Annotated in this window: 19 protein-coding genes; 1 reads left to right on the forward strand and 18 read right to left on the reverse strand. The window is 46.9% G+C overall.

Going from position 1 to position 17,829, the window contains the following annotated elements; all coding sequences use genetic code 11:
- Positions 1-394: 394 nt before the first annotated feature.
- The 9 genes from BLQ32_RS19075 to rpsF all read right to left on the reverse strand — a co-directional run bounded on the left by BLQ32_RS19075 (position 395) and on the right by rpsF (position 9,809).
- The gene (locus tag BLQ32_RS19075) at positions 395-1,828 is read right to left on the reverse strand and encodes a M23 family metallopeptidase (RefSeq protein ID WP_074511794.1); all 1,434 of its coding nucleotides are present in this window, start codon (positions 1,826-1,828) and stop codon (positions 395-397) included.
- Between the two features lie 389 nt (positions 1,829-2,217).
- Positions 2,218-3,504 (reverse strand): adenylosuccinate synthase, encoded by a 1,287-nt coding sequence (locus BLQ32_RS19080; RefSeq protein ID WP_074511796.1) that lies wholly within the window; start codon positions 3,502-3,504, stop codon positions 2,218-2,220.
- Between the two features lie 134 nt (positions 3,505-3,638).
- Positions 3,639-4,994 carry a replicative DNA helicase gene (gene dnaB / locus BLQ32_RS19085; RefSeq protein ID WP_036811890.1) on the reverse strand — a complete coding sequence of 452 codons (1,356 nt, stop codon included), beginning with the start codon at positions 4,992-4,994 and terminating at the stop codon, positions 3,639-3,641.
- A gap of 13 nt (positions 4,995-5,007) precedes the next feature.
- Complete coding sequence (rplI, locus tag BLQ32_RS19090) at positions 5,008-5,457, reverse strand: 50S ribosomal protein L9 (protein ID WP_074511797.1); 450 nt, start codon at positions 5,455-5,457, stop codon at positions 5,008-5,010.
- Positions 5,454-7,430: a DHH family phosphoesterase gene (locus BLQ32_RS19095; protein WP_074511799.1), complete on the reverse strand. Its 1,977-nt coding sequence runs from the start codon at positions 7,428-7,430 to the stop codon at positions 5,454-5,456. Before BLQ32_RS19095 ends, rplI begins: the two co-directional genes overlap by 4 nt.
- Positions 7,431-7,444: 14 nt before the next feature.
- Positions 7,445-8,395 carry a YybS family protein gene (locus BLQ32_RS19100; protein ID WP_074511800.1) on the reverse strand — a complete coding sequence of 317 codons (951 nt, stop codon included), beginning with the start codon at positions 8,393-8,395 and terminating at the stop codon, positions 7,445-7,447.
- Positions 8,396-8,709: 314 nt separating this feature from the next.
- On the reverse strand, positions 8,710-8,946 hold the full coding sequence (gene rpsR, locus BLQ32_RS19105; RefSeq protein WP_036810891.1) for a 30S ribosomal protein S18: 237 nt from the start codon (positions 8,944-8,946) through the stop codon (positions 8,710-8,712).
- A gap of 55 nt (positions 8,947-9,001) precedes the next feature.
- Positions 9,002-9,478 (reverse strand): single-stranded DNA-binding protein, encoded by a 477-nt coding sequence (gene ssb / locus BLQ32_RS19110; protein ID WP_074511801.1) that lies wholly within the window; start codon positions 9,476-9,478, stop codon positions 9,002-9,004.
- A gap of 43 nt (positions 9,479-9,521) precedes the next feature.
- Positions 9,522-9,809, reverse strand: coding sequence for a 30S ribosomal protein S6 (gene rpsF / locus BLQ32_RS19115; RefSeq protein WP_074511803.1), 288 nt, complete (start codon positions 9,807-9,809; stop codon positions 9,522-9,524).
- Positions 9,810-9,983: 174 nt separating this feature from the next.
- On the opposite strand from rpsF, the gene BLQ32_RS19120 reads away from it, so the two are divergent.
- Positions 9,984-10,544: a DUF3267 domain-containing protein gene (locus BLQ32_RS19120; RefSeq protein ID WP_036810880.1), complete on the forward strand. Its 561-nt coding sequence runs from the start codon at positions 9,984-9,986 to the stop codon at positions 10,542-10,544.
- Positions 10,545-10,564: 20 nt separating this feature from the next.
- Here the strand turns inward: BLQ32_RS19120 and BLQ32_RS19125 are convergent, their stop codons facing one another.
- The 9 genes from BLQ32_RS19125 to rsmG all read right to left on the reverse strand — a co-directional run bounded on the left by BLQ32_RS19125 (position 10,565) and on the right by rsmG (position 17,740).
- A complete protein-coding gene (locus BLQ32_RS19125; RefSeq protein ID WP_074511804.1) occupies positions 10,565-10,951 on the reverse strand; it encodes a gamma-glutamylcyclotransferase family protein in 387 nt (128 codons plus the stop codon).
- 140 nt (positions 10,952-11,091) lie between these two features.
- Positions 11,092-12,192 carry a redox-regulated ATPase YchF gene (ychF, locus tag BLQ32_RS19130; protein WP_074511814.1) on the reverse strand — a complete coding sequence of 367 codons (1,101 nt, stop codon included), beginning with the start codon at positions 12,190-12,192 and terminating at the stop codon, positions 11,092-11,094.
- 157 nt (positions 12,193-12,349) lie between these two features.
- Positions 12,350-12,550 (reverse strand): DUF951 domain-containing protein, encoded by a 201-nt coding sequence (locus BLQ32_RS19135; RefSeq protein ID WP_074511805.1) that lies wholly within the window; start codon positions 12,548-12,550, stop codon positions 12,350-12,352.
- Between the two features lie 41 nt (positions 12,551-12,591).
- A complete protein-coding gene (locus BLQ32_RS19140; protein ID WP_083335399.1) occupies positions 12,592-13,473 on the reverse strand; it encodes a mechanosensitive ion channel family protein in 882 nt (293 codons plus the stop codon).
- A 22-nt stretch (positions 13,474-13,495) separates the two neighbouring features.
- Positions 13,496-14,212 carry a DUF554 domain-containing protein gene (locus BLQ32_RS19145; protein WP_074511807.1) on the reverse strand — a complete coding sequence of 239 codons (717 nt, stop codon included), beginning with the start codon at positions 14,210-14,212 and terminating at the stop codon, positions 13,496-13,498.
- A 73-nt stretch (positions 14,213-14,285) separates the two neighbouring features.
- A complete protein-coding gene (locus BLQ32_RS19150) occupies positions 14,286-15,119 on the reverse strand; it encodes a ParB/RepB/Spo0J family partition protein (protein ID WP_036810868.1) in 834 nt (277 codons plus the stop codon).
- The gene (locus BLQ32_RS19155; RefSeq protein WP_036810866.1) at positions 15,112-15,873 is read right to left on the reverse strand and encodes a ParA family protein; all 762 of its coding nucleotides are present in this window, start codon (positions 15,871-15,873) and stop codon (positions 15,112-15,114) included. The genes BLQ32_RS19150 and BLQ32_RS19155 overlap by 8 nt, the downstream gene beginning before the upstream one ends.
- Positions 15,874-16,044: 171 nt before the next feature.
- Positions 16,045-16,917, reverse strand: a complete 873-nt coding sequence (gene noc, locus BLQ32_RS19160) for a nucleoid occlusion protein (RefSeq protein ID WP_053166874.1) — start codon at positions 16,915-16,917, stop codon at positions 16,045-16,047.
- A gap of 109 nt (positions 16,918-17,026) precedes the next feature.
- Complete coding sequence (rsmG, locus tag BLQ32_RS19165; protein WP_053166873.1) at positions 17,027-17,740, reverse strand: 16S rRNA (guanine(527)-N(7))-methyltransferase RsmG; 714 nt, start codon at positions 17,738-17,740, stop codon at positions 17,027-17,029.
- Positions 17,741-17,829: the final 89 nt, after the last annotated feature.

Raw genomic sequence — 17,829 nt, forward strand, 5'->3', positions numbered from 1 at the left:
TGGTACTATGGCTTCTGCTGACTTCTGGTTGTTCAGCTGCCCATCACTGGGCAGGTTACCAAGGGTACTTGGCGTTTCAACCAGACCTCCCCGGGTAAGAACGCAATCTTTCCCTCCACCTATCTGCTTCATTTACTGCATGCGACCTTCGGCAGAAAGGGCTTTGCCTTGTTCAGCAGACTCACCCAATCGCACATAGCCTTGTATGAAGTTCGTGTTCCTCAGACCGGAGGTTTGCCGCCCGCTTCCTTCAGATTCCACGTCGCCGTGGACACCCTTGCGCTTGGCTAACGGTTACTTCTGCCTTCACCGTTCGGGACTTGCACCCTATAGATTACGCCCATGCCGGGCACACTGAAAAAGGCCAAACGCTAAAAAGCGTCCGGCCTTCAGATTATTTATTAATATATTTTAACGGGTCTTGCGTAACGCCGTTCAAAGAAACTTCAAAATGCAGATGGACGCCGGTAGAACGGCCGGTATTTCCCATATTCCCCAATTTCGTTCCTTGCGGGACCACGTCTCCGGCTTTGACGTCAATCGAAGACAAATGGGCGTAGATGGTTTCAAATCCGTTTTGATGGTCGACAACCACCCGGTTCCCGAATGTCCCAGCCGCACCGGCCGCTTTTACTACGCCGTGGTCGGCCGACTTGATGGCCGGTCCGCTTGAACGGGCAATGTCGATGCCGTTATGAAGACGCCCCCAGCGATGGCCTCTTTTGCTGGTGATTTCGCCGCCTTCTGCCGGCCACGCAAATGTCCCGGTGCCGACTGACGGAGGAGGCATCGTGCCGGTTGAAACGATATGGTCAATCGGCTCCAATGTGGCTTGCTCTGCTACGACTTCTCTCGAAATTTCCTGGCCGTTGCCGGTTTCCACTGCTGAAGTAACATGCTTTCTGCCGTTTTTCCCTTGCTGCTTGAGCTTCGTTTCGCCCTTTATTAACTTGGGATCGTCTTCTTTTAGAGACTTATGCGGAATCAGCGCAATCTGTTTCTGCTGTTTTTTCACTTGCACCGTCACCAAAGGTTCGGCTGCTGATGCATTCAGCTGTGTGCCAGGTGCTAATTGAGCAAGGTTGATGCCCGGATTCAAAGCCGCAAGCTCTTCTGTTTTCATCCCGAACGCATAAGCCAGCTTTTCGGCTTCATCGCCTTCACGAACCGTGTAAGAACGTTCGCCGGTCAGCAAGTATTTCGCAGCCTGGTCCGGTTCCATGACACCCGCCGGATTTGCCTGTTTCGCAGCTCCCGACAAGTTCTTAGTGATGGTTAAATCGATAAGATTCGCTTGTCCCGGCTCCAATTCCGGCAAAGGGGCATTTGTCTGCTTCCGCTCTTCCCAGGCGGCCAGCTCTTCCGGTGTGGCGTAGGTCAATTTCAAATGCTGGATCAAGGCCTCATACGCCGCTTGATCTTTCACTTGAAGCACTTCCCGGCCATTGACCGATAATGCAAAAGCGGAAGCTTGGATTTCCACTTCTTTAGCAGCTGCTGCCAAAATTTCCTGTTCATTTGGCAAACTGCGTTCAAACACTTTTTCTTCAACCACATTGAAGCTTTCGTCCACTTCCAGCTCCAACGCGGCAAATTGCGGCTGAAGCTGGCTGCGTTTTTCTTCTATCATGTTTTCCACTGCCTGGTCGTCCGAAACTGTGCCCAGGTAGTGTCCATCATTGTACAAGTGGTAAACCGGCTGAAGGCTGTGCTTGTTCTCAGACGTTGCAAATACCGGTGTGAAGCTGAGCCCTGTCAGCAACAATACCGAAGCGGCAGCTGCCTTTAAAAACGTCCGGCCGGCTGCCGGTTGTTGAATGTTCTTCATAAATATTCGGTAACTCCTTTTGCTTCTATGTAAAGCCCGCTGGCTTTCGTTTGATTTAAATGAACCTTTCCCACTCTAGCACAATTTGCCTGTAAATTAGCCGATTTCCAGCTCTGTAATCCAACTGAAGCATTCTTGCCAAATCCTTCTAAAAAGCCGAGAAAGAGCAAGGAAGCGACTCTTTTCTTGCATGCGAAAAGTAACGATCTTTTTTTCTTAACTTCAATAAAACACGTTTTCCTATCGCTTTTCTGTAATATTTGTCATATTACATCCTGGAAATACTAGGGGAAATGTGTCTTTTCTGTTAAATTCGTTATTAACCACAAAAAAAAGAGCTGAAACGGATTTCGTTTCAGCTCTTACTATTCAATTTCCCTTAGTGCTTCTTAACGCCAAACGCTTGTTACGATGTTCGTCTGGTTGCGGTCTGGACCAACTGAGAAGATGGAAATCTGGACGCCTGTCAACTGGGCAATGCGCTCCAAGTAATGGCGTGCGTTTTCCGGAAGTTCATCCAAAGATTTGCATTTCGTTACATCTTCCGACCAGCCTGGAAGTTCTTCGTAGACCGGTTCGCAATCTGCCAGCATGCGCAGGTTTGCCGGGTATTCTGTGATCAACTCGCCGTTGTAGCGGTAAGCGGTACAGATTTTCACCGTTTCAAGGCCTGTCAATACGTCAATCGAGTTAACCGTCAAATCCGTCAATCCACTGACGCGTCTTGCATGGCGGACAACAACACTGTCGAACCAGCCAATGCGGCGCGGACGTCCTGTTGTTGTGCCGTACTCTTTGCCGACTTCACGGATCTGCTGACCGACTTCGTCAAACAATTCCGTCGGGAACGGACCGTCGCCGACGCGTGATGTATAGGCTTTACATACACCGATGACGTGCTGGATCGTTGTCGGGCCGACGCCGGCACCGATAGTCACTCCGCCCGCTACCGGGTTTGATGAAGTAACGAATGGATATGTACCTTGGTCGATATCCAGCATCACGCCTTGTGCACCTTCAAAAAGAACGCGGCGGCCGTCATCGATGGCATCGTTCAATACTTTTGATGTATCGGTTACATACTTTGCAATTTCCTGACCATATTCATAATACTCTTCCATGATTTCTTCAACCGTGAATCCTTCCGTTTCATAAAACTTCTCGAACATCCGGTTTTTCTCGTTCAAGTTCATGCGAAGCTTTTCCTCGAACACAACATGATCCAACAGGTCCGCCATGCGGATGCCGACACGCGCTGCTTTGTCCATATAAGCAGGCCCGATGCCTTTTCCTGTGGTTCCGATTTTGTTGGCTCCACGTCTTGCTTCTTCCACTTCGTCCTGCTTGATGTGGTAAGGAAGAATGACGTGTGCGCGGTTGGAAATGCGCAGGTTTTCAGTTGTGACGCCTCGTGCATGCAAGGCTTTAAGTTCTTTTACAAGAGCTTTCGGATCCACTACCATACCGTTGCCGATCACTGAAATTTTGTCCTTGTAAAAAATCCCTGATGGAATCAAATGCAGCTTGTACGTTTCGCCGCCGAAAATGATGGTATGTCCGGCATTGTTGCCGCCTTGGTAACGCGCAATTACTTCTGCGTGTTCGGATAGAAAATCCGTAATTTTCCCTTTTCCTTCGTCTCCCCATTGCGTTCCTACTACTACGACTGATGTCATCGTCCGCACCTCCGTTAGGCTTATGCCCTTGTTTCAACAGACTCAATTGTACCAAGCAAAGGGCTCCAAGTCAATGAAAAATACAAGAAAACACGAACGATGAATGCATAGTCGCATTCATACGTTCGTGTTTTTTAAAAGTCACCGCCGGATTCGTGCTGGCTCCAGTCAATGGTGACGAATTTATTGTATTCCTTCACAAATGCCAATTTAACCGTTCCGGTCGGGCCGTTACGCTGCTTGGCAATAATGATCTCAATCATGTTCTGGTCTTCGGTTTCCTTGTCGTAGTAATCTTCCCGGTACAGGAAAGAAACGATATCGGCATCCTGCTCGATCGATCCGGATTCACGCAAATCCGACATCATCGGCCGTTTGTCTTGCCGCTGCTCAACGCCACGGGACAACTGGGAAAGGGCGATAACCGGCACTTCCAGTTCCCGCGCCAAGCCTTTCAGCGAGCGGGAAATATCCGATACTTCCTGCTGGCGGTTCTCGCCGGATTTTCCGGGTCCCTGGATCAGCTGAAGGTAATCGATCATGATCATGCCAAGGCCGTATTCCTGCTTCAAGCGGCGGCATTTCGCACGGATGTCATTGACCCGGATTCCCGGCGTATCATCGATAAAAATGCCGGCGTTGGACAAGCTGCCCATCGCCATCGTGAGTTTCCGCCAGTCTTCGTTCTGGAGCGCTCCGGTCCGCATGATTTGTGCATCGATATTTCCTTCCGCACAAAGCATACGCATAACCAGCTGTTCAGCACCCATCTCGAGACTGAAAATCGCGACGTTTTCATCCGTTTTGGTGGCAACGTTCTGCGCCACGTTCAACGCGAAAGCTGTCTTACCGACAGAAGGCCGTGCAGCTACGATAATGAGGTCGTTTCGCTGGAACCCTGCCGTGATCTTATCCAAGTCCCGGAAGCCCGTAGGAATGCCTGTAACGTCGCCTTTGCGGGTATGCAGCAGTTCGATGTTGTCGTAAGTCTTTACTAAAACATCTTTGATGTGAATAAAGTCGCCGGCATTTTTCCGGCTCGACACTTCCATCATTTTCTTCTCTGCTTCAGCAAGCAGCGCCTGCACTTCGTCTTCGCGCGTAAAACCGTCTTCCACAATCGAAGTCGCTACGCGGATAAGGCGTCGCAGAAGCGATTTCTCTTCCACGATATGGGCATAATGCGCCACGTTCGCCGCGGTCGGAACCGCATTGGCAATTTCCGTCAAATACGACAGGCCGCCGACGTCTTCCAGTTCTTTTTTGGCGGATAACTCTTCTGTAACCGTTACAACATCAATCGCTTTGCCGTGGTCCGATAAATTGAGCATGGTCTGGAAGATTTTCTGGTGCGCGATGCGGTAAAAATCTTCCGGCATGACAATTTCAGCCACGGAAATGAGCGACTGCGGTTCTAAAAAGATGGCCCCAATAACCGATTGCTCGGCTTCATGGTTATGCGGAGGGACGCGATCTATTGTTTCGTTCATTTGGTTCATGGGCTTACGCTTCTTCTGTTACATGGACTTTAAGCGTAGCCGTGACATCCTGGTGCAGTTTAACCGGAACGTTCGTGTAGCCTAGAGCACGGATGGCGTCGTCCAATTCCATCTTGCGCTTGTCCAGTTTGATGCCGTGTGCTTTTTCAAGCGCTGTCGCCACTTGTTTGGTCGTAATGGAACCGAACAGGCGGCCACCTTCACCGGATTTCGCTTTCAGTTCGATTGTCAGGCTTTCCAGTTTTTCTTTCAGCGCTTTTGCATCTTCCAGCTCCTGGGCTGCTTCTTTTTCCTGCTTTTTCTTCTGGCCGGCCAATTGGCTGATCGCCGCTTGGTCCGCTTCTTTCGCCAAGTTGTTTTTCAACAGAAAGTTATGTGCATAGCCGTCTGCTACGTTTTTCACTTCGCCTTTTTTGCCTTTGCCTTTTACGTCTTTCAAAAATATTACTCTCATTCCACTTTTCCTCCCTCATACTGTTCCGTTATCACTTGTTTCAATTGAGCGATTGCTTCGTCTATCGTCACGCCAGGCATCTGGGTGGCTGCATTGGTTAAATGGCCCCCGCCGCCAAGGTTTTCCATGGCGATCTGGACATTGACTTCACCCAGCGAGCGGGCTGAAATGCCGATTCCGCCTTCGCTGCGTTCTGCAACCACAAATGACGCATTAACGTCCTTCATTGTTAACAGGATATCTGCCGTCTGGGCAATCAATACCGGACTGTAGATCCGTCCGGCCTCACCCCGGGCAATTGCAATGCCGTTGCCGACAAATTCAACCGTCTGAACGATTTTGGCACGTTCGACGTACGTATCCAGGTCTTCTTTCAACAAACGCTGCACAAGCACTGTATCGGCCCCGTTCGAACGCAAATAAGAAGCGGCTTCAAACGTTCGGGCGCCGGTGCGCAGCGTAAAGCTTTTGGTATCGACGATAATGCCCGCAAGCATGGCCGTCGCTTCCAGCATCGACAGCTTCTCGTGTTTCGGCTGATACTCAATCAGCTCGGTAACCAGTTCCGCGGTCGATGATGCATAAGGTTCCATATAAACAAGCATCGTATTGGTGATGAATTCTTCTCCGCGGCGGTGGTGGTCGATCAAAACGACTCGTTCCATCCGCTGAAGCACCCGTTCGTCGATCACCATCGACGGTTTATGGGTATCCACAATGACCAGCAGGGAATTGTCCGTCATTTCGGCCAGCGCTTCTTCCGGTGTGATAAACCGGTCAAACAGCTCGTCGTCCTGGCGAATCTCTTCCATCAGGCGCATAACCGAGCGGTCGTATTCATTGAAATCCAGCACAATACTGCTTTTGACTTTGTTCATCGCCGCCATTTTTGATACACCGACGGCTGCCCCGATGGCATCCATATCCGGCAATTTATGGCCCATGACGAAAACGTGGTCGCTTTCCTGGATCAAATCACGAAGCGCATGTGAAATGACGCGCGCCCGCACCCGTGTCCGTTTTTCGACCGGATTCGTTTTGCCGCCGTAGAATTTCACTTTGCCGCTCGGGTTTTTGATCGCGACTTGGTCGCCGCCGCGCCCGAGCACCAAATCGAGGCCGGACTGCGCCATGCTGCCAAGTTCGACAAGCGATGCGGATCCCGCACCTACCCCGATGCTCAGCGTCAGCGCCAAATTGTCTTTTGATGTCACTTCCCGGATATCGTCTAAAATGGCGAACTTCGACAGCTCCAGCTCTTTTAGGATGGACTCATTGAAAACAGCCATGAACCGGTCTGACGAAATCCGTTTGACGAAAATGCCGTAATGCGCACCCCATTCATTGATGAGCGACGTCACGAGGCTGTTCAAATTGCTTCGCGTCTGGTCATCCATCCCTTGGGCCAGTTCATCGTAGTTATCGATAAACAAGATGCCGATCACTGTCCGGTCGGCGTAATACAAGGTTTCGATTTCCACTTGTTCCGTAATATCGAATAAATAAAACAAGCGGTCATCCGCTTTGTAATAAACCCGGTATTTGCGTTCGCCAAGAGCAATGATCATATCCCCGGCTTCTTCGGATTTCACCAATGTCTGAAATTCATCCGATAAGCTGTAAAGGGATTCCCCGATCAATGTGTCGTATTCCAGCATCGATGTCATATAAGGGTTTGCCCATTCAATATCGAAGTTTTCATTGACCAGCAAAATCCCGATTGGCATTTCCAGCAGCGCTTCTTCACCGACTTTCTTCATCCGGTAAGACAGCGTTTCTATATGTTTTTCGGTTGCTTCGTACACCCGCTTTTCGGTAACCCAGGCATAGACAAACAGTGCACCGAAAAGAATGATGAATATGCCTCCTACCCATTCTGACCTCAGTGAGATCAAAATTGCCGCTGCCAAGCCAAGTATCAGCAGCGCCAATAAAGGGAGTCGAAGTTTTCTTTGTCTAAAAAAAGCCGACATTTCTTTTCAGCTCCTCATTTTCCTTTGAAGTCATGTGCCCGTTTTACCCATCCCCGGATATCAAACCCGAGATCCACAATTCCGACAATGCTCGTAAACGACTGCAATGGAAATGCCAGAATCGTTACAAGAACAGCCACCCACTTCGGCCAGCCTTCTTGCTTGATGTAAAAATGATAAAAAGATACACCTTGCAGGAAAAGCAGGAATTGAAGAACAACGGATGCATTCATGAAAATCATATAAGGCATCGTTCCCGGCTGCAAATCTGACAGCAGCGAAACGAGCAAAACAATTAAATAATACCATAATACACTTTTCGGCAATTTCATATCCCGAAAAGGCGGAAATTTTGGAACTTCAATGCCAAGGCGCTTTAATACAGGCAGCAGAATCAGCAGCAACAGCCATACCGATATGAAAACCGACAGCACCAGCAAAGCCGGCAGCAAAGTCTCAAACGTCAGCGTCAGCTGATTGGCCATTTTATTGAACTCTTCCGTAGAAGCACCGACCTGGTCCATTAAGACGCTGGTCTGTTTAAAAGACGCTTCCATCGCGGTCATCATTTCTTCGATTACATTGATGCCAAACAGCCAGATCGATGCTATATACTGAAGCATCACCGATAATAGCAGCACAATGCTTGAAGCCATAAACATGAACAGCTTGCTTTTTTTACGATAGATCGACAAGCCGATGACAAGGCCGAGCGGAATGTGGATCAGCGCAATCGGCAAGGCGAGCAAACCGCCGACAATCGCCGATAAGATCAAACAGACCACTGAAAATAGAGCCGATGCTTGCCACGGATACTTTGCGCTGTACCAGGCGATTGGAACCGCTAAAAATAATGTCGTGACGACATTTAAAAGAGGCACGTAAACAGAGATGGCCAACAATACAGTAAAGACGGCTGCCATCAATGCCCCTTGAGTAAGTTGACTGGTTTGTTGATTTTGCATTTGCTTGTTTTTCCCCTTCTTTCGGGTTGATTTCATCCTTATAATTGTAACATGATTAAGGTTTTGGAACAAAAAAGGGAAGTTCCGGAAGAAAGAGCAAGCCGATTTTGGGCACAAAAAAAAGACCGGTTTCCCGGTCTTTCCTCTTGATAAAAGAAAATATACTCTTTAATTTGAAAGAAGTATGTCTGTGTCCAGACTCCAGCGCCCAGATTCTAGGGTCATAAGCCAACCCGGCTATGCGGCAAAGAGCGCCACTTCGCCGGTTCGTCTTATGCCCGTCGAATCTACACGGGCGCTTCCGCTTTTCTTTATTATCTTTCTTCCGCAACAAACGGTAGAAGTGCCATGATACGAGCGCGTTTGATAGCGATTGTCAACTTGCGTTGCCATTTAGCGCTTGTGCCTGTAACACGACGTGGCAAGATTTTTCCTCGTTCAGAAATGAATTTCTTCAACAAGTCAGTATCTTTGTAGTCGATGAATGTAATGTTGTTAGAAGTGAAATAACAAACCTTTTTGCGTTTCTTTCCTCCGCGACGTGGTGCCATATCGAATTACCTCCCTTTTAGTAGAATTTTTCGTTCATCGCAAGTCCAGTCCGTCTTAGAACGGCAAATCGTCATCCGATACTTCGATCGGGCCGCTGCCGCTTGAGAATGGATCCTGGTCTACACGCGTATAGTTTTGCTGACTTGGCGATTGATTGTTCTGCTGATAGGACGGCTGTTGTCCTTGTGAACGATCTGCATTAGCCCCAGAGTTTTTCGGTTCAAGGAATTGAACACTGTCTGCGACTACTTCAGTCGTATAAACGCGTTTTCCGTCTTGTCCCTCGTAGCTTCCGGTTTGAATGCGGCCTTCCACACCTGCCAAGCTTCCTTTTTTCAGGAAGTTCGCTGTGTTTTCAGCTTGTTTGCGCCAAACAGTACAATTGATAAAATCCGTTTCCTTTTCGCCTTGCGCATTGGAGAAGGTACGGTTTACAGCAAGTGTAAAACGGGCCACCGCCGCTCCGCTTGGAGTATAGCGAAGATCAGGATCTTTTGTCAGTCTTCCGACTAAAACAACTCGGTTAATCATCAGAATTCAACCTCCTTTAGTCAATATTTACAGCTTCATATGCTTACGCGTCTTTGCGTACAGCGATATGACGGATAATGTCTTCGTTAATGTTCGCAAGACGTGTGTATTCGTTGATAGCTTCAGAACCAGCGTTTACTTTTACGATTTGGTAGAAACCTTCACGTAAATCGTTGATTTCGTAAGCTAAACGACGTTTACCCCACTCTTTCGACTCGATGATTTCAGCACCGTTTGAAGTAAGGATCTCGTTAAAACGCTCAACTAGCGCTTTTTTCGCTTCCTCTTCAATTGCAGGCTGCATGATGTACATTAATTCATACTCTCTCATCGTGTTGTCACCTCCTCATGGACTTGGGCCCTGCTGATTCCAGCGGGCAAGGAGCAAGCAATTCATATTATTACTCACATCAATGTATTGTATCACAGTTGGAGATGCCCCGCAAGCATGTTTTTCAACCATGAATGGGCTATACTGAAAGCAATTAACGAAGGAAGTGATTGGATGGAACCGACGCATACCATTGAACTGAAGATGGAAGAAATCGCGCCAAAGGCATTATGGATCAATGTCCTTTTAGTGGTTCTTTTTGCCGCTGCCTACCATTACATGGCTGAACCGTTGTCGTTTCGCTTTTCTTTAACGGGCGTGCTGCTGTTTGTGTTCGGCTATATCGCCCTGATTGTGCTTCATGAAGCGTTTCATCTGATCGGCTTTATGCTCTTTGGCAAAGCAACGCTTGCTTCCTTAAAGTACGGCGTCAATTTAAAGCTGGGCATTGCTTATGCCACTACAACTACCGCTCTTCGCAACAAAGCTATGAAAAAAGCGCTGCTGCTTCCTTTTTGGACCACTGCTGTCATTCCGACTGCCCTCGGCTTCTGGCTGGACAGCCAGGTGCTGGCCCTGCTTGGCGCCATGCTCGCTGCCGGTGCCATCGGCGACTTTTACATGTACCGGGCGCTTCTTAAAGAACGCAACGATGCCTGGGTGCTGGACGATCCGGAATTGCCGCGGCTGCATATATATGAACAAAATCCCAATCAAAAAAGCGCTGATCGATGATCAACGCTTTTTTATATGAATCAGTATGCGCCTTCAACTGCTAATACATCCCAGTTGCCGCTCTCTACTTTTTCTTTTAATTGTTCTTTCATGGTGGCTACATAGACGACAGTTTGCAGCACTTTCCCGTCCGCTTCCACTTCGATTTTCACTTTATTGAAAAGGTCTGTGGCAGCTCCGCCTGAGTAATCTTCCAGGTAGTCGATTGCCGGCCAAAGCGCTTCTGGAATGTCATAGACTTCCCCTTGAACTTTGCCTTTGCCGTTTATATCCATTGCAGGATAGCCAAGCCCGGTATCATAGAGATCCCCTTTTGCTACTGCGTATTCTGCTTCCAATGCTGCTTCTCCCAGATAATCGTGGTACTTGCCGCCGCGTTTCAATGTTCCATATACAAATAATAACATTTTAATCCTCCTATTCAAAAACCGAATGCGGTTAGGCATCCGGTCATTTTTAGTTTTATCCATGGCTAAGGGGTCTTTACGTTTTCGGACTTGCTTATCTTATTGAATGGCCTGTCGAAAAGGAACGGGCGCCTTCACTTTTAAACGTTAAATCTAAAGAGCATGACGTCTCCGTCTTGTACCACATATTCTTTTCCTTCTTGGCGCACTTTTCCGGCTTCTTTGGCAGCAGCCATGGATCCTGTTTCGATCAGGTCCTCATAAGCCACTGTTTCTGCACGGATAAATCCGCGTTCAAAGTCCGAGTGGATGACGCCTGCACATTGAGGGGCTTTCATGCCTTTTTTAAATGTCCAAGCACGCACTTCCTGCACGCCGGCAGTAAAGTAAGTAGCAAGGCCAAGCAAATTATACGAAGCTTTAATCAATTGGTCCAAACCAGATTCTTTGATGCCCAGCTCTTCCAGGAACATTTCTTTTTCTTCATCTTCCAGTTCAGCCATTTCTTCTTCAATCTTCGCACAAACAACGATGACTTCTGAATTTTGCTGAGCTGCATAGTCGCGCACTTTCTGTACGTATTCGTTGTCTTCTGCATCGGCAATTTCATCTTCTGCCACGTTTGATACGTAAAGCATCGGTTTCAATGTCAGCAGATTCAAGTTTTTCGCAATGCGCAATTCATCTTCAGTGAAATCGATTGAACGCGCCAAATCTCCGGCTTCAAATGCTTCACGGAGTTTCATCAATACCGGCTCTTCCGCAACGGCATCTTTGTCTTTTTGCTTCACTAATTTAGCAGCACGGGCAATTCGTTTTTCGATGCTTTCCATGTCCGCAAGGATCAGTTCCAAGTTAATGACTTCAATGTCTGAAATCGGATCAACTTTCCCGGAGACATGCGTAACGTTTTCGTCAGCAAAGCAGCGCACGACTTGAACGATTGCATCCACTTCGCGGATGTGCGACAGGAATTTGTTCCCAAGCCCTTCCCCTTTGCTGGCGCCTTTTACGATGCCGGCGATATCTGTGAATTCAAAAGCCGTCGGCACGGTTTTCTTTGGCACTACCAGTTCTGTCAATTTGTTTAAGCGCTCGTCCGGAACTTCTACAATCCCGACGTTTGGATCTATCGTACAGAACGGGTAGTTGGCTGCTTCAGCCCCCGCTTTAGTAATAGCGTTGAATAATGTGGATTTCCCCACGTTTGGTAAACCTACAATCCCTGCAGTTAATGCCAAAGGATTCACGACCTTTCCTTTATCTAAAACGAATTATTTTTTAAGCAACCATTCCATTATAGGAATGAAATATCATTCTGTCCATTTTTCAAAACTTATATAAATTCATTACTATTCCTATATAAGTATTGTCTTTATACTCCTATAAGGTTTTCTTTTATTCTTCTTCTGATTTCACTAAAACCTTCTTGATTTTCTTGTTGAATTCAACGCGTGGAATCATGACGCTGTGCTGGCAGCCTTCGCATTTGATGCGGATATCTGCGCCCATGCGGATGATTTTCCAGGCATTTGCCCCGCAAGGATGCCCTTTTTTCATTTCCACGACATCATTCAGACCATATTCCTTCTTGTCCATCGTTTTGTCTCCTTCATTACTTTTTGGCAATAACGGATGTATTATTTTTGAACAGGACGCTGCATCATAACCATATGAGGAAGCGGTACTTCTACATTGTTCTGGTCTAAGTATTCCTTTAAGTCACGGCGAAGCCCGCGAGCCACAGCAAAATGCTGCATTGGCAAAGTTTCTGCTATCACTCGCACCACCATCTCGGTAGGCGTTAAACTTTGCACCCCCAAAAACTCAGGCGGCTTGATGATTTGCTCGTATTTTTCTTCTACGGTGTCTAAAAACTCCTGAATCAACCGTTCCACTTGGTTGATGTCGGCATTATAGCCGACATTGATATCTACAACTGCAATGGAATTATGAACCGAGAAATTGACGACGTCGGTTACATTGCCGTTTGGAAAGATAAACAGCTCTCCTGTAGCCCCTTTTACTTTTGTGGTCCGCAGACCGATTTCTTCAACCGTCCCTTCTGCAGGGCCGATGCGCACAAAATCACCGACTGAAAACTGGTCTTCGAAAATGATGAAAAATCCAGTGATGACGTCGCGCACTAAGTTTTGCGCGCCAAACCCGACAGCCAGGCCAAGTACCCCCGCCCCGGCAATCAACCCGGTAATATCAATCGTAAATGCGGACAATACAGCAATGATCGCCATAAAGTACACCACGTACGCCACGACATTCTCAAGCAGCTTCGACATCGTCTGCTGCCGCCGTTCATTGTATTTCAACGGCCCTTTAATGCGCACTGCGAATGTTTTGCGAATCAGCATTTTTGCTAGTCTTACAATAATGCCGGCTGCTACCACAATCAAAAACACTTTTATACATACAAATCCAATATTTAGCCACATGGCTTCATCCAAGAGAATCTTCTTCCCCTGTGCCACTGCTGCTTCTGCATTTGCTACTGTATCTGTAGCCATTTTAACACCTTCCTACCTCCGGTTAACCTAAGTTCATCTTATAGATCACCGTAACAATTAATCCCACAACCAAAACTCCAGGCAACAAATTGGCAACTCTAATTTTCGTCAGGCCGATCATGTTTAGGCCAATGGCCACAATCATGACGCCTCCTGTTGCGGTCATTTCCGTGATGAACATATCAAGCGCAGCATCCGGAATGATTAAGCTGATCTGCGTCGCAAACAACGCGATCAACCCTTGGTAAACAAATACGGGAATAGCGGCGAGCATGACGCCGATTCCAAGCGTCGACGCCAAGATAATCGATGTAAAACCATCAATCAGCCCTTTGGAAATCAATACGCCATGTTCATTGCTGAGGCCGCTCTCCAAAGCGCCGATGATTCCCATCGCGCCAATCACAAAAATAAGGGTGGCTGTAACAAAGCCTTGGGCAATACTGCCTTTGCTTTCTTTTTTCGCACCCATCACGTCTTCCAGCCAGTGGCCAAAATCATTCAACTTGCCATCTAAATTCATCCATTCACCGATTACAGCACCCAAGACCAGACTGATAATCACTACGATGAAATTCTGGCTTTCAAAGCCCATTTGCAGGCCAAGAACCACGACTGCCAGGCCAATCGCATACATTACCGTTTCTTTCATCTTCTCAGGAATGTTTCGAAGTGCCCGGCCAATGAATGTTCCAACTACAATCAAAACCGCGTTGATCAACGTTCCTAAGAGAACCATCTTTCAATTTCCCCTTCCGCTCTCCTTTTACAAAACAGAACCTATTCCCTTGCTCACAGGGAATAGGCACGGATCAGTTTAAAAGTTCGAGTATGCGTTCCAAATCTTCTTCCGAAAAGAACTCTATTTCAATTTTCCCTTTGTTCTTCGTTTTTTTGATTTGGACATTTGTTCCAAAACGGTCTCTCAGTTCCGACTGTTTTTCTTCAATAAACAAGTCTTTCTTTTTCTCGATTGTTTCACGTGGAACATCTTCATTTAAGCGCTGAACCAGATTTTCCAACTGACGGACATTCAAGTTTTCTTTCACTACTTTTTCCGCTGTTTCAGGTATCAGCTTTTTCAAACGCAAGCCCAGCAAAGTGCGGCCATGGCCCATCGTCAATTTCTTATCTGAGATCATATCGCGTACATTTGCAGGCAAAGCAAGCAAACGGATATGGTTGGCAATATGCGGCCGGCTTTTGCCAAGACGGAAGGCCAATTGTTCTTGTGTGATGTTTAATGCTTCCATTAACTTCTGATAAGCCTCTGCTTCTTCAATCGGCGTTAAATCCTCCCGCTGAAGGTTCTCCAGGATGGCCAATTCCATCATCTGCTGGTCCGTCAATTCCTTTACGAGTGCCGGCACTTCAGTCAGTTTCGCCAATTTAGCCGCGCGGAATCTTCTTTCCCCTACAACCAGCTCGAAATGCTTTCCGGATTTCCGGACAACAACCGGCTGCAAAATGCCATGCTCTTTGATGGATTCCGACAACTCCTGCAAAGCCGTCTCATCAAATACTTTGCGCGGTTGGTAAGGATTAGTGCGGATTTGCGTGATGCTGATCTGGTTGATTGTTTCTGTCTCGCTTAGTGATTCGCCAGGGAACAATGCATTGATTCCTTTTCCTAATCCTTTAGCCATTCTTAATCACTTCCCTTGCTAATTCTAAGTATACTTCTGCCCCACGGGATTTCGGATCATAAATAATGATTGGTTCACCGTGGCTTGGCGCTTCGCTTAATCGCACGTTCCGCGGAATGATCGTCCGATAAACTTTGTCCTGGAAATACTTCTTCACTTCTTCAATGACTTGAATCCCTAAGTTCGTCCGCGCATCGAGCATCGTCAACAGGACGCCGTCAATTGCCAGGTCATGGTTTAAATGTTTCTGGACAAGACGGATGGTGCTCAACAGCTGGCTCAATCCTTCCAATGCATAGTATTCACATTGTACCGGAATAATAATTGCATCGGAGGCAGTCAACGAGTTGATCGTCAATAACCCCAATGACGGAGGACAATCGATGATGATGTAGTCGTACAGTTCTTTTACTTCCTGGAGCGCATGCTTGAGGCGCACTTCTCTTGAAATAGTGGAAACCAGTTCAATTTCTGCACCTGCCAGCGAAATGGTTGCAGGCACTACGTGAAGATTTTCAACTTTTGTTTCCTTGATGGTGTCTTTCACATCCACGTCATCAATCAGCACTTCGTAAATGCACTGGTCAACGTCGCCTTTGTTTACCCCGACCCCGCTCGTCGCATTTCCCTGGGGGTCGATATCTATTAAGAGAACTTTCTGGCCTAAATAAGCAAGGCAGGCACTCAAGTTTACTGAAGATGTTGTTTTTCCTACGCCGCCTTTTTGATTGGCGATCGCAATAATTCTACCCACTCTTGCACCAACTTTCTTTCATACTTCTCTCATTTTACTGCTCAAGTATAACTAATTCCATTATAAAAACAAAAATAATGACAGTTTCTTTCCTTATTGTAACAAAACAATAAACATTTTATCGTTACATTCCCATTAAAAAAGCTCTTTCCGAAATCGGAAAGAGCTTTTTTATGCTTTTTTCTTAGGGATCTTCACAGTAATCTGGTAATACTCTTCGTGTTCTTCTTCTTCAGCGGATAAGTTGATCCCGCTTTTGGTGACCATGCTCAGCGATTCTTTGATGGTGTTCATCGCAATCCGAATATCGCGGCTGACCGCTTTTCTTCTTGGCTTGGCCTTTTTCGGTTCAGTGGATAGCAGTTTTTCGACCCGCATCTCCAGCTGCTTGACGTTCAAACTTTGTTCGACTGTTTCATCAAACATTTTTTTCTGTTTGTCCGCATCTTTGATTTTCAGCAATACCCGTGCATGGCGTTCTGTAATGATGCGGTTCAATAAAGCCGTCTGGATTTCTTCAGGCAATTTCAACAGCCGAAGTTTATTTGCCACTGTCGATTGCCCTTTTCCAAGACGTTGTGCAAGGGCTTCCTGGGTAATGCCTTGGATTTCCAGCAGGTTCTGATAAGCATTTGCTTCTTCAATCGACGTAAGTTCTTCCCGCTGCAAGTTTTCAATCAAAGCAATCGATGCTGTTTCTTTATCGCTTAACTGGCGGATAATCGCCGGAACTTCTTCCCATCCGAGAGAAGACATTGCCCGAAAACGCCGTTCCCCTGCAATGATTTCGTATTCGCCTTCTTGATCCGACGCCCGGACTACAATTGGCTGAATAACGCCATGGATTTCAATTGTGCGAGCCAGCTCTTCGATTTTCTCTTCATCAAAAACTGTACGAGGCTGGAATTTGTTTGCGCTGATTTTAGCAATCGGCAATTTCACTACTTCTTCTGCAGCTTTATTGGCTGGTTTCACTTCTACTGCCTGTTCTGCTTCTTCTGCTTTATCGCCGCTCCCGAAAAATCGGGAAAAAGGACTCTTCATCCTCTAGCACCACCTTTTAAAAGCTCACTTGCTTACTTTATAGTATTTTAACCGCTTTTCTTACGTTCCCATGTTCCACGTGAAACATTTGCTTGATCTCTTTTTCGCCTTAAGCGATTGGAGATTTATTTGGCACCCCGGGTTTGCGCGGGTATTTTTTAGGTGTTTCTTTGAACTTGCGGAATACCTGGATGTGACGGTCGCTTTCTTCTACAGGCAATTTAAACGAATGGATGCTTTCTTCTTTAACCCCTAGTTTCAACAAGGCTTTTTCGGCATCCTTTAATTCGTCAGGCGCTGATGCAGCTTTCATCGCTGCAAAAAGCCCGCCATTTTTCACGAGCGGCACACACAGTTCCGCTAAAACGGAAAGCCTTGCCACGGCTCTTGCTGTAACCAGGTCATAGCTCTCCCGGTGTTCGGACTGGCCAAAATCTTCCGCACGGGAATGAATGAACCGGACATTTGATAAGTTCAGCTTATCGCTTAAATGATTCAAGAATTGGATGCGCTTGTTCAATGAGTCCACGATGGTCACTTCAATATGAGGGAAGCAAATTTTCAAAGGAATGCTCGGGAATCCTGCCCCGGCTCCCACATCACAAACTTTAAGCGGCTTCGTGAAATCTACGTAGAAAGCAGCCGTAATCGAATCAAAAAAATGTTTCAAGTAGACAGACGGCTGGTCTGTAATGGCCGTTAAATTCATTTTTTCGTTCCACTCAACCAGTTCTTCGAAATAGATGCGGAATTGATCAAGTTGAGCCGGAGTCAAATTGATTCCTTTTTCGCTGAGGGCGTCTTTGAATTGTTGTTCGTTCACTTGGTTTTTCCTCCCTCTTTTTTTATGCTGTTCTATGTGTCAACCAATAGGCATTCCATTATGTAAAAATGGGCTGGTCTCTGCCAGCC

Origin of the sequence: Planococcus glaciei (assembly GCF_900099655.1) — a bacterium.
Lineage (GTDB): Bacteria > Bacillota > Bacilli > Bacillales_A > Planococcaceae > Planococcus > Planococcus glaciei.